Consider the following 15,637-nt stretch of genomic DNA (forward strand, 5'->3'; position numbering starts at 1 on the left):
GTTATTTCAATTTAATGTTGATATCTTTAACCTTACCATCTCTATATATTTTTGCTGGCAATGTCTTTAAATCATCTTTATGCGCAAAAATGATCTGTCTATATCTTAGATTATCTTCAACATCTTTACCATCTAATTCTACTATGACATCATTTTTTTGCAAGCCAGATTTATCACCAAGAGAATCTTTTTTAATATCGGCTACGACTATACCCTTATTTACATCATTTGGCAAGTTTATTGTAGAACGAGCAGCATCATCAAGATCTGCAACATTTACAATTTTAACACCCGTATTTGGATAGTTCACCTTACCTTTAGTTTCCAATTGCTTTGCGATAGATTGTGCATCATTAATTGGAATTGCAAAGGCCATACCTTCCACATTATCCATATCTATTTTTAACGATGCAATACCAACAAGTTTCCCATTTCTATCAATAACAGCCCCACCTGAATTACCAGGGTTAACCGGAGCGTCCATTTGAAATGCATTCATCAGCACGTCATATTGATTGTCTTTATCAATATCTACCGGAACATGTCTATTTAACCCGGATATAATACCATCAGATACACTACCTTTAAAGTCATTTCCTAGTGGATTGCCGACAACAATAATAGGTTCACCTAGTACAAGTGTACTTGAATCACCCAATTTCATCGGTTTTACATCTTGATTACCCTTCACTTTTGCTTTGATTACTGCAATATCTGAAAATTTATCAGAACCGATTACTTTACCAATTGTAATCTTATCATTACCATATGTAATTTTTTGCTCTTTTTTATTTCCAACAACATGCGCATTGGTTAAAACATAAATAGAGTCGTCCACTTTTTTGTAGACGACACCTGAACCAAGTTCATTTTGTTTATCCGCTTCCTGTGTTTCCTTATCTGCAGATGAGTCTCCACTTGATGTATCGTTATCTACTGTTACTACCGAATGAATTGCATTATTGGCATTTTTCATTGTTGCTGTATAAGTTTTATTATCATCTTTATTACTTTGGAATATACTATCTTTCGTCTTACCACTTTGATCAACATTATAGAATATTGCATTTATTAATGTAAGTACAAGTATAACTGCAACTACAATTAATATTTGAGCCCAATATGTTTTAAAGAAATGTTTAATCTTTGTTGACGCATTCTGATGTTGTTTGCCTTCATCTCTTTGTGATGTATTTTGAGCTGAATTGTAACGATAGTCTTTCTCATCATCAACATATTTATTCACGCGATGTTTTTGTGCTTCTTCCGAATAGAAATAATCTTGCTGTTTATCTGTAGCAATAGCTGCACTTTCTTTTTTATTATCTGTTGTTGTATAATCAGTTTTTGCTTTATTAGTTGTTGTTTTATCATGTGTTGTTTTATCATGTGCAGTTGTCTCTGGTTGATCCTTTTCTTTACCATCACGCTCTGCATCATTATATTGAGCTTTAGAATGATGTGGTTGTTGATTTCCATTTGACATTAAATGTTCTTCTTTAGGATTTTTATTCGTCTTTCCGTCATGAATATTTTTATCAGTTCTTAATTTCTGCTGTTTCTCATTTGAAGACTGCGCTTTAGACTCTGATGCTAGTTGCTCAGAAGATTTATTTTTTGCATCTTCTTCCTGCTTTGAAGGCATATCTATATCCTTTGCGTCAGCTTGAGTTTCATTCTGCTTAGCAGCTGCTATTGCTTGTTGTTGCTGAATTTCTTCTTGAGTTAACTTCTCAATTCTTGCTTTCCTTAAATTATCTTTCACGCGCTCTTCATTATTTTTGGCAAGCTTTTGTTCCTTCGCTGCCTGTTCCTTTTGCTCTTGCCGTTCTTGTTGAAGACGTTGTTCCCGCTCTTCATTGTGAAAGTATTCCCTTCTTTTCCGACCATATTTGGCTTTTGGGATGACATGTTTTTTATTGTTCGCCATCATAATTCCCCCTAAAACTACATATACCTTATCTTTCTATTATGCCATATTAAAATTAATATTTCTTCTTTATTTTGTTTTATAAAAGTAGATTTAATTTGATTATAATCACTTTCGGCATAATTTTCTAACTAAGTGAACATAATTTTAAAAATAACGTTAATTTCTATACCCTACATGCTTACCACTTTGTTCATCTAATTATGTATTATTTTTATAAAATTTCATCCTGGATACTCCAACTATAGATAAATCTAACATTGTGAATTCTATTTATAAAATCCACGGCTATATTCTTGTGTATTTGTCATAAATTGTATCGATTGTATATTATTGAGAAACGCCTATGTACAACATATAAAATTTAGAGACCTCTATACAAAGTATATGATGATTGTTACAAAATATTGTCCTAAGTTTCCCAACAAACTAGTTATTAATAAAAAAACAACCCAAAAGAATACATCTCTTGGGTTGACACTTTACTAGTGCGATACTCTATATCCACCATTATTATATTAGTTATTTTTTTTGTTTTTTCTTAATGAAGTTAACCAACCGATAATTACCAATAGAATCATGACACTCCAGAAAATAGATTGCCATAATGCTGTATGTGGAAACTCTTCTGGCAAGATTTTTATATCAGGATGTGATAAGACCATGATAACTAATTTAATACCTACCCAGCCTACGATGGCAAAGGCAGCACCTTCTAAACCAGGATATTTATTCAACAAGTTAACAAACCATGATGCTGCAAATCTCATAATTACAACACCGATCATACCACCTAAGAACATAACGATGAATTGACCTAAATCAAGCCCGCCAAAATGAATACCAACCTTTGGTAATGTAACAGCAATTGCAAGGGCTGCTAACATCGAATCAATCGCAAAGGCAATATCAGCAAATTCAACTTTAAGTACTGTACCCCAGAATTCCTTTGGACTGGCTTTCTTTTCCTCACCATCTTCATCATAATGATGATCGTCGCCACCTTCTTGTTCGTGACTATCTTTAGCTTTAAAGAAGGCGACTAAATTCTTAATTGACATGTAGATTAAGTAAATTGCGCCTAGTGCTTGTATCCACCAGAAGTGAGCAATAATACTGATTAAGAATAATGAAATAAAACGGAAAATCAATGCACCTAATAAACCATAAAATAATGCTTTCTTTCTTTGTTCAGGCGGTAAATGCTTTACCATCACAGCCATAACTACGGCATTATCCGCAGCCAACAAGCCTTCTAAGAAGACTAATACGATTAATACCCACGAATATTGTAAAATCAAACTCGCATCCATCTTTGTACAACTCCCTTTTAAATTTAAGCATAAAAATAGAGACCTAAGCTAAGTCAGTGCAAATCCCAAGATATTAATTGTTTATTTTAAAATAAAAAATAGCACAAAAAATAAAAACGATTTCACTTATAGCAAAGGTCTCACTCGACAACAGCTGTTGCCCACCTTACCGGAAAATTAAACTGACTTAACATTATACAGTCGTTTATATGATACATGCTCATTTATCCATAACATATATCTACGACATTATACCAATAACTGAATGAGTTACGGTTCGATGCTAAACCAATCATCTTCGTAATGACGATAAGATGACTCTATTTATAAACAGGTTAACAATATGCACCAATAATAGACGAAATATCATTAATTAAGCTGTTTAAATATAACAGTTGAGTTACTCCCCTCTGACCACAAAGTCATAGGTATTCTATTGATAAACGTATTATACACAAATTTTAGAATTATAACAAACTATATAATTTTACATCTGGGAACTTTTCTTCAAACCATCTAGTTGCAAATTCATTTTCAAATAAAAATACAAAATTATCATAAATGTCTTTTACTAAAATTGAACGAGAAGTACTCATATTATCTTTGATGGCATCTTCATTTTCAATCCAACGTGCAATCTTCTGACCAACTGGTTCCATTACAACATCAACATTATATTCATTCTTCAATCGATGTTCGAAAACTTCAAATTGCAATTGACCAACAGCACCTATAATAATTTGATTAGTGTGTAATGCTTTATAGTATTGTATCGCACCTTCTTGAACTAACTGCTCAATTCCCTTATGGAAGTGCTTCTGCTTCATGACATTTTTCGCCGAAACTTTCATAAATAATTCAGGTGTAAATTGTGGTAAGTCTTGGAAGCTGAATTTTTGATTGCCGCCCACAATAGTATCTCCGATTTGGTAGTTACCAGTATCATACAAACCGATAATATCTCCTGCAACAGCATGGTTTACTGTTTCTTTATCATCAGCCATAAATGAAGTTGAACGCGTTATCTTTTGTTTTTTCTTCGTTCTCTGTAATGTAACATCCATACCACGTTCAAACGCACCACTTACTACTCGCATAAACGCAATTCTATCACGGTGTTTTGGATCCATATTAGCTTGGATTTTGAAGATAAATCCTGCAAAATCTTTATCAAATGGACTTACTTCAACATCTTCGTTTGTTTGACGTGCATTTGGCATAGGTGCATGATCTACATAAGCATTCAAGAAATTTTGAACACCGAAATTAGCCAAAGCTGAGCCAAAGAATACCGGTGTTAAGTCTCCTTTTAATAATGCTTCATTATCGAATGTTTCTCCTGCTTCTTCGACTAACATCAACTCTTCAATCGCTTGTTCGAAGGCACTATCTTGAGTAATTGAATGTGCTTCTTCTAATTCATAATCATCATTTAAATGTAAAATATTTTCTTCATCTCTAAATGGTTCAATTGTACGTGATTCACGATCGATAATACCAAAGAAGTTTTGCCCCATTCCCACAGGCCAATTCATTGGATATGTTTCAATATTTAATGTAGATTCAATTTCGTCTAGTAATTCAAATGGTTCTTTACCGACACGGTCTAATTTATTGATAAAAGTAAAAATAGGAATACCACGCATTTTACAAACTTTAAATAACTTTAGCGTTTGTGGCTCAATCCCTTTCGCACAGTCAATTACCATGACTGCGCTATCTACTGCCATAAGTGTTCTGTACGTATCTTCTGAAAAATCTTCGTGACCAGGTGTATCTAAGATATTAATCTTGTAATGATCATAGTCAAATTGCATTACTGAACTTGTTACCGAAATTCCACGTTCTTGCTCTACTTTCATCCAGTCACTTGTTGCAAACTTCCCACTTTTTTTACCTTTAACTGTTCCAGCTTCTCTAATCGCGCCACCGAATAACAATAATTTCTCAGTCAACGTTGTTTTACCAGCATCTGGATGAGAAATGATTGCAAAGGTTTTTCTTGATTCAACTTCTTCCTTAATACTCATTTATAATCTCCTTTAATTCTCAATTATCCATTGAATAAGGTCATCAGCAATACGACTCGCCGTCTCCTCATCTAATAACGTAAATAAGTGTATCACAATTTCTTCCTTTAATTCATCCTCATTTAAAGACATATCTATCTCTAGAGACCAATTTAAATCAGGCAACGCAATCATGTAACATTGCCCGACTTTATTATCATATATATAGACATGTGATTTTATGTCATTATATTGTATATTTTTAACCTTCAACAGGTCCACCACCAAATTTTTTATACGCTGCTTCTAAACCAATTAAATCATCACGATGTGGTACTTTAACATGTCCAGGCATAATTTGATATGGTTCACGTCCTTTAGATGCTAGTACTACTGTGTCACCTGGTTCTGCAATTTCAATCGCATGTCGAATACCTTCTGCTCTGTCTTCAAATTCAATATAATTATTGTGTGTTGCGCCCTTTGCTAACTCAGCGGTTAATTTTTTAGGGTCATCGTTTGCTGGATTATCCGGTGTGAAGATGACATAATCAGCACGGCAAGCAACACGGCCCATTTCTGGTGTCTTTGTCATATCTCGTTCACCGGCCATGCCACATAAAAAGATTAATCTTTGCTTAGCAAATGGTTTAACAGCATCAATTAATTTATCCATACCATCAGCTGTATGTGCATAATCAATGATTAAATCAATTGGTAGTTCTGGATCTAGAACTTCTAAACGACCTTCAACAGGTTCTAAATTTTCAACTGCTTCAATAATGTCTTGCATCGCAATACCTTTACTCCATACAGCGATAATTGCAGCCATAATATTTGAAACATTAAAGCGACCCACATATGGTGATTTTACAACTTTAGTTCCCTCAGGTGTTACAAAGTCAAAAGTCACACCTTGTAATGATTCGATAATATTTTGTGCTTTAAACTGTGCATCATTTTCAATACCATAAGTAAATGTTTCAAATGGTGTTACAGTTCTCAAATAATCTGAGAATGTATCATCATTATTCAAGATTGCAAATTTTTCTCTGGATAAATCCTCACCTAATTGACTAAATAATAAAGATTTAGCATGACCATATGCTTCCATCGTACCGTGAAAGTCTAAATGATCTTGTGTTAAATTTGAAAAGATAGCAACATCAAAATCTACACCACTTAAACGTCCAAGTGATAATCCATGACTTGAAACTTCTAAAGTCATTGCTTCAGCACTTTTTTCAACCGCTTCGTTTATCTTTTTTGTTAGTGCAACAGTTTCGGGAGTCGTATTTGCACCTTTCGTTTTATCTTCATTAATTTGAAAGCCATTGGTACCTAAATAAGCACTATTTTTTCCAAGCTTTCTATAAATATGATGAATCATTGTTGCTATAGAAGTCTTACCATTTGTACCCGTCACACCATAGGTAACAAGTTGCTTACTTGGATATTGATACAATAAATTAACCAATAAACTTGCAACTCTTAACGTATCTGGAACTACCACTTGTGTTACATCACCTGATAAATCTAAAGTTCTATTTACCACAACAATTTGGCAGCCATTATCAACAACATCTTGACAAAATTTATGACTATCGACTGTATAACCCTTGGAAGCTACAAATATACTACCTGTTGTTGCAGTTCTTGAATCTGTAGTAATATCATCTACCGCTCTATTTAATGTTCCTTTGACTTGTTTTACTTTAATTTTTTCAAATAACACATTCGCGTCCAACTTTAATCGCTCCTTTATTTCCAATACTACTATTATACACATTTTCGTTTTATTTTATAGAATCTAATAGTTACTCTCTTAAAGTTAAAATATAATGCTAATAATTATCGTTCACAATATTCAATTGATTCTATAGATTGAATTTGTACGATATACTAATAATATTAACTTTGTATGTTATCCATGTTAATTTTTCTTATAATATTTCTTAATTCCACTTATACATGGCATATAATCTCACTTTAGTGGTATGGGTAATGTATAAAACAATATAATTTCTATGCTATATAAACTCATGATTCAGTATGAATTATTTCATATCGTAAAGTAAAATGATATAATCTTTAATTATTGTGTTTTTTCTTTCGCATGATAAAAAAATGCGTTAAACTTAGCATGAGATAAATTATACTATTGGAGGGTGGCTATTAATGGTTACTCAAAATAAAAAAATATTGATTATTACTGGCTCATTTGGTAATGGTCATTTACAGGTGACGCAAAGTGTCGTAAATCAATTTAATGAAATGAATCTAGACAATTTAACTGTTATTGAACACGATTTATTTTTAGAAGCTCACCCAATTCTGACTTCTATATGTAAGAAATGGTACATTAATAGCTTTAAATATTTCAGAAAAATGTACAAGGCATTTTACTATAGTCGCCCAGACCAAATAGATAAATGTTTCTATAAGTATTATGGACTAAATAAATTGATTAACCTGTTATTAAAGGAAAAACCTGATTTAATCTTATTAACTTTTCCTACACCAGTCATGTCAGTACTCACAGAACAATTCGATATGAATATTCCTATCGCAACTGTTATGACTGACTATCGCTTACAGAAGAACTGGATTACCCCACATTCACAAAGATACTACGTAGCAACAGATGAGTTGAAGAGTGAATTTATGGATATTGGTGTTCCAAGAGAACAAATTAAAGTTACAGGTATTCCGATTTCAGATAAATTTGAACAAGATATTGATAAAGCAACTTGGTTACGTCAGAACAACTTAGATCCAGATAAACCAACAATCTTAATGTCGGCAGGTGCATTTGGTGTATCTAAAGGTTTTGATCAAATGATTCAAGAAATACTTGAAAGCAGTCCTCATTCACAAGTCGTGATGATTTGTGGTAAGAGTAAAGAACTTAAACGTTCATTATCAGCAATATTTAAAGATTATGATAATGTTTTAATTCTTGGTTATACCAAACATATGAATGAATGGATGGCTTCGAGTCAACTTATGATTACTAAGCCAGGTGGCATTACGATTTCTGAAGCATTAACACGACAAATTCCAATGATTTTCTTAAATCCAGCACCAGGTCAAGAACTAGAGAATGCACTCTACTTTGAGCAAAAGGGATACGGCCGCATTGCAGAAACACCCGAAGAAGCGATTAAACAAGTTGCAGCTTTAACTAATACACCTACAGCTTTAGCTTCAATGTCGCAAGCAATGAATGATTCACGTATACCTTATTCTACGTATAAATTATGTATAGATTTATTAGACTTAATTGACCATTCATCTCGTTATGAGGATGTTTACGGAAAGGTTCCTTTATATGCAAAGCTCTTCGTTAAATAAAAATGGCATTTCTAAAAATTTCATAATTATGTTAATCATTCTATTTTTGATGGAATTTGCGAGAGGTATGTACGTGTTAAGTTACCTATCGCTGTTACCAACAGCAACGTCAATAGCGGTAGGTATAACATCTACTGCTATTTCTATTCATTTTATTGCTGATGCTGCAACCAATTTTGTGATAGGATTTCTCTTAAAGCGTTTAGGTGCAAAGCTCGTATTAACACTAGGCTTTTTATTAGCCTTTGTCAGCTTATTCTTAGTTATATGGTTCCCTACTGCTCCAATTGTATTAATACTTAGTGCTGTTTTACTCGGTATTGCGGTCAGTCCAATCTGGGTGATTATGTTGGCTAGTGTAGATGAGAACCATCGCGGTAAACAGATGGGTTATGTATACTTTTCATGGTTATTAGGTTTACTTGTCGGAATGGTTGGAATGAATATTATATTTAAATTCCACCCTACACAATTCGCCTTTTTAATGTCATTTGTCGTATTAATCGCTTGGATTCTATATTATTTTGTAAAAATCAGATTAACAAACTATAATACGCGTCCAGTAAAGCAACAAGTTGGTCAAATTGTAAATGTAACCAAGAGACATTTACTACTATTTCCTGGTATTTTATTACAAGGTGCGTCAATTACGGCGTTAGTACCAATCTTACCTACATATGCAACTAAAGTGGTAGGCGTTTCTACTGTTGAATATACTTTAGCTATCGTCTTTGGTGGTATTGCTTGTGCATTTTCAATGTTGTTTTTATCAAAGATTATTGATAATAATGGACACAAATTTATGTATAGCATGATCTTTGGTGGATTTTTACTTTATACATTGATGATATTTGCACTATCTTTAATTACAAATATTTACCTTGTATGGATTTTAGCAGTATTTATTGGTTTAATGTATGGTTTATTGTTACCAGCTTGGAATACATTTATGGCAAGTCACATTCATCAAGAAGAACAAGAGGAAACATGGGGTGTATTTAATAGTATTCAAGGTTTCGGCTCTATGATTGGTCCAATTGTCGGTGGATTGATTACAGAATTCACTAAATCTGTTAATAACACATTTTATTTCTCAGCGTTCGTCTTTTTATTCCTAGCCATTTTCTATGGTGTTTACTTTATTAAAGTTAGAAAAGCACAGCGTGATTAAATATAGCTTGGATTATCACAATCCATTTTCCACATAAGAGTTAGTTCGCATATTGCGGATTAACTCTATTTTTTATATTAATAACTTACATATTGTTATTCGCTCCATTTATTAATTGTATTTACTTCGAAAATCTAATTTTCGAAAATGGATTATACTTCTACTTTCAATATTTTGATTTTAATTATTGAATAAAATCAAAAAAAGATGGCCCCTATCTATATAACAATAGAGACCATCAGTCATTGAGCACCATAATATATTAACTGGTACTATTTTTAATTCCTAAATATAACAAGTAAACGTTGATTAACAATTAATGGGCTTTAGATTAAGCTAAATTAAAGCTTTCTAGTAACTTCCATTTTTCTTCTTTTTCCTCATAATAAACTAAAGAAAGTTGTTCAATCGTTTCTTTATAATCAATTCCCGCAAGTTTTAATTGACCGTAAATATCTTCAAATTCTTGGCTTGTAAGTCCTTGAGCAATCGTAAAGTGAGGCACAAATGGATGATCTGCTACACCATAAAAATCGCCTTTATTAAACTGATTGAATAATTTTTCAAGCGCTTCTGTTTTTTGTACTTTAAAATAAATGACATTCGTTGTAGGAGCAAAACTAGATGCCTTTGTAGCATGTACCTCTACAGCTGGAATACCTTCAAGTCTAGATTTAATGACATCCTTTACAGACTCTAATTCACTATCGTCTATTTCAAATTGCCCCTTAATCGTAATATGCGGCATAATTGTCGCATAATGGTTATCATAACGTTTACGATATGCATTTACCTCATCTTGAAATGCTTTCGACGGAATTAATGCCAATCCTAAAATCATTTAAATTCCTCCTTTGTTTAACATACTTTCATTATATCAAATTTTCTAAAAATTCGTTACTTTAAACTAAATTTACTTCAGATAATTAAAAAGAAATATTATCTGATAAAAAATAAATTAGTAAATCGTCTAAGTAATGCTTCCACGATTTCCATCTATGGCCGCCATCGAATTCGAAATAATGATATGTAACACCAGATGTTGCAATAAGTTGATTTAATTCACGGTTCGGCGTTAAAAAATCAGCTCGCTTACCAGTTGTTGGTAATTCAAAATCATCTTCCTCAAGCCCTACAATGTGCCATATAGTAAGCTGTTCTTGAAATTGACAACGGTCAAACATTGTAGTTATAACCTCATCATGTTGCGGACTTAACATACCTACTTGACTAAATACCCTAGGATACGATAATGCAGTCATTAATGCGACACTTCCAGCTAAACTATCGCCTAATAATATGCGACTATTACCCACTTTAAATGTCGGAAATGTTCGATCTATAAATGGCAATATTTCATTTGCAACAGCTTTCACAGTTAATGGCGTTCTAGCACCTTGTGGATGAAATTCAGCACGGCGTTTGTCCACATCTTCATAATGAAAACCAACAAATATAGCACGTTCAACTTTATTTTCTGCTCTTAATTGCTCATATGTTCGATGAATTCTACCAAAACTAAAAAAGTCCAAACCATCAAAACAAAATACAACCTTATATTTAAAAAGTTCAGTAAAGTCCTTAGGTAAATAAATCGATAACGTGACATCTCTTTCTAATATTTCACTTGGAAATTCTATTTTATTAATGTTTCCCGGTTGAAATTCATACATAAATTAAGCGCCCCCTAGTTGTCTTAATGACATTGTACCAAGAGACGCAATTTTTTAAAATAATTCGCTTTATATTTTATTAGTATTAGTTCTATGACTTAATATTCTCTTCTTCTTTCAAGCGTTTCGGATAATCATGCAACCAAAATGTAGCTTGCGGTAACTTTTTAGGGTCAGGTTTATAAATTGCCATTTTGCCTGAACCCAGTTGTTTTTTCTGTTGTTCATAGTCTTTAAGTGCATTGATAGCAGGTTTATGCAATATCCAAATCGCAATGATATTCAACCATGCCATCATTCCGACACCTAAATCCCCCATCATCCATGCAATATCTGCCGTCTTAACTGCACCATAAATCGTTGCAACAATCAGTACAATTCTTGTGACATTAATCCAGAAGAAACTAAAGTTTTTTGAACGCTTTCTAGTTAAATATGAAATATTAGTTTCAGCAATATAGTAATATGCCAAAATTGTCGTAAATGCAAAGAAGAACAATGCACAAGCAATAAAATATGAACCTATACCTGAAAATGCTGGATCGAAGTGATAACTACCACCTTGGAATGCTTTATCGATACCAGCTTGTGCATACATTGCAGTTCCTGAGTAATCCTTATCTCCATTAGACATTTCAACAAAAATACCATTATCTTTAATTAAATTAGACTTATCTGTTGTCTCACCATTATTACTAGATACATTATACGTACCAGATAACAAAATAATTAATGCAGTAGCTGTACATACAAATAATGTATCAACATATACTGAGAATGCCTGAACTAATCCTTGTTTAGCTGGATGCGATACTTCCGCAGCTGCTGCCGCATGTGGGCCAGTACCTTGACCAGCTTCGTTAGAATAAAGTCCCCTTTTAACACCAATTTCAATCATTGCTCCAAAAATTCCACCAAATGCTGCTTGTAAACCAAATGCTGATTTAAAGATAAGTGCAAATAACGCTGGAACTTGCTCTATGTTTAAAAAGATAATAATAACTGCCATTAAAATATAAGCTATTGCCATAAAAGGTACGATTGCTGTTGCTGCATTCGCAATCCATTTTATTCCACCAAATATAATGAGACCTAAAATAATTGCAAGCACGATAGCTATAATCCAAGGTTGGATATTAAATGCATTCTTCATCGAACTAGCTATTGCATTGGATTGTACACCCGGTAAAAGTAAACCAACGGATACAACCGTTACAACAGCAAATATTAAACCATATATTTTGCCCATTTTCCCCTTAATCCCTGATTCAATATAAAATGCTGGACCTCCACGGTATTGGCCCTTTTCTTCGCGTTTATAAATTTGACCTAACGTTGATTCAATAAATGCACTACTCGCACCTAAGAACGCCGTAGCCCACATCCAAAACACTGCACCTGGACCACCTATAAATATAGCTGTCGATACCCCAACGATGTTACCTGTTCCGACACGTCCAGCTAGTGATAATGCAATCGCTTGGAAACTTGAAATACCCGTTGGTGATTTCTCACCATGAAACATCAATCTAATCATTTCCTTAAAGTGACGCACTTGGAAAAAGCGCATCATCAAAGAAAAAATAATCCCCGTTAATAATAATCCGTAAACTAATGGCTTGCTCCACACAATATCATAAATCCAAGTAAGAAAACTTTCGAACATAATGTATCCCCCTTATTGTACAATATGTAAAATGATATATTTTTACTCATTATACACGTGCAAAAAGTTCCTCGCAATGAATTTCTAAAGTTATTTTTTAATTATCTATAAAGTTAATAAACACTAATTTATAATCATTTTATCGTATTATAGTGTTAACGTAATACTGCTATAAAGAAACGTTGAAGTAAATATAATTAAATCTTTAAATAAAGACTATACTGTAGCTTATCTTCTTTATTTACCATTAAGTTTTATCTTTTGTTCTCTCTATTTATGATATATACTGAAAAGTACTTCAATTAAAGTTAAATTTAGGAGGAACTGCCCCATGCTAAATAAGGTATGGTTTAGAACAGGTATCGCGCTATTAATCCTGTTTCTACTTATTAAACTAGCAATGGAAGTCCATAGCGTCTTTACTCCATTTATTGTGATTATTCAGTCAGTATTGATTCCTTTCTTACTGAGTGGATTTCTATTCTATGTTTGTTTACCATTTCAAAAGTTATTGGAAAAATACAAAGTCCCTCGATGGGGAAGCATTTTAATCATCTTTATTGGTTTAATCATTATTATTAGTATTATTGTAGGTATCGTTGGTCCATTATTAATGGAGCAAATAGAGAATTTAATTAATCAAATTCCTACGTTACAACATGAGGTACAACATATTATTAATTTCTCTCTTGATCAGATGGAGAGACTACCATCAGATGTGACTGATCGAATCAATAAAATGGTACAAAATATGAGTGATAGCGTTGCAGATATCCTTTCAAACTCATTCACTTATATTACGTCATTCATTTCTACATTATTCTTACTCATAATGGTACCGTTTTTCTTAATCTATATGTTAAAAGATCACGAGAAATTCATTCCATTTATCGCAAAATTATTTAAATCTAATAGAAAGATTTTTGTTGTAGAATTGTTAAAAGATTTAGATAACACACTGAAATCTTATATCCAAGGTCAAGTTACCGTAAGTATTATCTTAGGAATCATTTTATACATCGGTTACACAATTGTTGGTTTAAATTACACATTACTATTAGTTATGTTTGCTTGTATTGCTAATATGATTCCTTTCTTAGGACCATGGATGGCATTTGCACCAGCAGCTATTATTGCTATCATCCAAAGTCCTGCAACATTTATTTGGGTTTGTATTATTACATTAATTGCTCAACAGTTAGAAGGTAATGTTATTACACCAAATGTTATGGGGAAATCATTAAACATTCATCCACTCACAATCATTGTAGTAATCCTTGCTGCAGGTAATTTAGGTGGCTTCACTTTAATCCTTGTAGCCGTACCACTTTACGCAGTGATTAAAACGATAGTCAGAAATATTTATAACTATAGACAACAAATCATCGATAAAGCAAACAGTGATGTCAAAGATTAACATTATGCTAAATCATTAAGTAATAAAGCTTTAATATTAAATAAGAGAGCTAACCCGTATGATTCAATACGGATTAGCTCTCTATTTTTTTAGATTTTTAGACTATGATGACAATCGATATATCCACTAATAAAAATATTCTATTAATTTTATATATTCAACCTTTGACTGTAACTCAATCTATTCTATGAAATTCTTTACTGTATCAAATTAAGCATAAAAAACTACTACCAAAGTAACAACACTTCAGTAGTAGTTTTTTATTGTTCAATCTTATATATTATTTAATACAGTGGAATCCGCTATCGACATGAATATTTTCACCCGTTACACCGCTAGATAAATCACTTAATAGATATGCAGCTGTTTTACCAACTTCTTCTTGATCTACGTTACGTTTTAATGGTGCGCGTTCTTCAATTTCTTTTAAAATTGTGTTAAATCCGCCAACGCCTTTAGCACTTAACGTACGAATTGGACCTGCAGAAATGGCATTTACTCGGATGTTATCTTCACCTAAGTCTAATGCTAAATAACGTACGTTAGCTTCTAAACTTGCTTTAGCTACACCCATAACGTTGTAATTTTGTACTGCAAATTCGCCACCTAAGTAAGTTGTAGCAACGATACTACCACCTTCAGGCATCAATTTCTTAGCTTCACGTGCAACAATTGTTAATGAATATGAACTGATGTCTTGTGCTAATAAGAAACCGTCACGAGATGTTTCAGTGAAACGACCACGTAAGTCTTCCATATTAGCAAATGCAATTGAGTGATACACGCCATCAATATGACCTACTTCATCACCAATTTTTGAGAAACCATTAATAACATCTTCATCATTTTGAACATCAATTTGGAAGATATGATGTTCTTTTTGATTTAATTGATCAACAAGCTTTTCTAACTCTTTACGGCTACGTTCTTTTCGATATGTAAATACTAATTTCGCACCAAGTTGATCTAATACTTTAGCTACACCAAAACCAATACTACGCTTATTAGCGATACCCATAATAACATATGTTTTATTTTCTAAATTAAACATGATATAACTCCTTTTGAAAATATTCAATTTAAACTGGTTCGAGATAATGAATA

12 protein-coding genes are annotated in these 15,637 nt (G+C 32.7%); 3 read left to right on the forward strand and 9 right to left on the reverse strand.

The window, feature by feature from the left end:
• Position 1: 1 nt before the first annotated feature.
• The 5 genes from ACY191_RS11180 to ACY191_RS11200 all read right to left on the reverse strand — a co-directional run bounded on the left by ACY191_RS11180 (position 2) and on the right by ACY191_RS11200 (position 6,999).
• Positions 2–1,930 (reverse strand): S1C family serine protease, encoded by a 1,929-nt coding sequence (locus ACY191_RS11180; RefSeq protein ID WP_229367099.1) that lies wholly within the window; start codon positions 1,928–1,930, stop codon positions 2–4.
• Between the two features lie 518 nt (positions 1,931–2,448).
• A complete protein-coding gene (locus ACY191_RS11185; RefSeq protein ID WP_042739835.1) occupies positions 2,449–3,243 on the reverse strand; it encodes a TerC family protein in 795 nt (264 codons plus the stop codon).
• 467 nt (positions 3,244–3,710) lie between these two features.
• Entirely contained in the window at positions 3,711–5,273 is a 1,563-nt protein-coding gene (locus ACY191_RS11190; RefSeq protein WP_107512851.1) for a peptide chain release factor 3, read from the reverse strand.
• A 12-nt stretch (positions 5,274–5,285) separates the two neighbouring features.
• A complete protein-coding gene (locus tag ACY191_RS11195; protein ID WP_042739833.1) occupies positions 5,286–5,525 on the reverse strand; it encodes a YueH family protein in 240 nt (79 codons plus the stop codon).
• A complete protein-coding gene (locus ACY191_RS11200) occupies positions 5,515–6,999 on the reverse strand; it encodes a UDP-N-acetylmuramoyl-L-alanyl-D-glutamate--L-lysine ligase (protein ID WP_042739832.1) in 1,485 nt (494 codons plus the stop codon). The genes ACY191_RS11195 and ACY191_RS11200 overlap by 11 nt, the downstream gene beginning before the upstream one ends.
• A gap of 431 nt (positions 7,000–7,430) precedes the next feature.
• Here ACY191_RS11200 and ACY191_RS11205 point away from each other — a divergent pair, with 431 nt between their 5' ends.
• Together ACY191_RS11205 and ltaA are read left to right on the forward strand one after the other, a co-directional pair.
• Positions 7,431–8,606 (forward strand): diglucosyl diacylglycerol synthase, encoded by a 1,176-nt coding sequence (locus ACY191_RS11205; RefSeq protein ID WP_229367098.1) that lies wholly within the window; start codon positions 7,431–7,433, stop codon positions 8,604–8,606.
• On the forward strand, positions 8,584–9,777 hold the full coding sequence (gene ltaA, locus ACY191_RS11210) for a lipoteichoic acid biosynthesis MFS flippase LtaA (protein WP_042739830.1): 1,194 nt from the start codon (positions 8,584–8,586) through the stop codon (positions 9,775–9,777). The genes ACY191_RS11205 and ltaA overlap by 23 nt, the downstream gene beginning before the upstream one ends.
• Positions 9,778–10,108: 331 nt before the next feature.
• Here ltaA and ACY191_RS11215 read toward each other — a convergent pair whose 3' ends face one another.
• The 3 genes from ACY191_RS11215 to ACY191_RS11225 form a co-directional block, all read right to left on the reverse strand.
• A complete protein-coding gene (locus ACY191_RS11215; RefSeq protein ID WP_042739829.1) occupies positions 10,109–10,618 on the reverse strand; it encodes a YjcG family protein in 510 nt (169 codons plus the stop codon).
• Positions 10,619–10,703: 85 nt separating this feature from the next.
• A complete protein-coding gene (locus ACY191_RS11220) occupies positions 10,704–11,450 on the reverse strand; it encodes an esterase family protein (RefSeq protein WP_042739828.1) in 747 nt (248 codons plus the stop codon).
• A 91-nt stretch (positions 11,451–11,541) separates the two neighbouring features.
• The gene (locus ACY191_RS11225) at positions 11,542–13,116 is read right to left on the reverse strand and encodes an alanine/glycine:cation symporter family protein (protein WP_229367097.1); all 1,575 of its coding nucleotides are present in this window, start codon (positions 13,114–13,116) and stop codon (positions 11,542–11,544) included.
• A 331-nt stretch (positions 13,117–13,447) separates the two neighbouring features.
• Between ACY191_RS11225 and cozEa the strand changes: the two genes are divergently transcribed.
• Positions 13,448–14,533, forward strand: coding sequence for a lipoteichoic acid biosynthesis protein CozEa (gene cozEa, locus ACY191_RS11230; protein WP_042739826.1), 1,086 nt, complete (start codon positions 13,448–13,450; stop codon positions 14,531–14,533).
• A 280-nt stretch (positions 14,534–14,813) separates the two neighbouring features.
• On the opposite strand, the gene fabI is transcribed toward cozEa, so the two are convergent.
• A complete protein-coding gene (gene fabI / locus ACY191_RS11235; protein WP_042739825.1) occupies positions 14,814–15,584 on the reverse strand; it encodes an enoyl-ACP reductase FabI in 771 nt (256 codons plus the stop codon).
• Positions 15,585–15,637 lie beyond the last annotated feature (53 nt).

This window comes from Staphylococcus sp. TCBT05, from assembly GCF_055179755.1.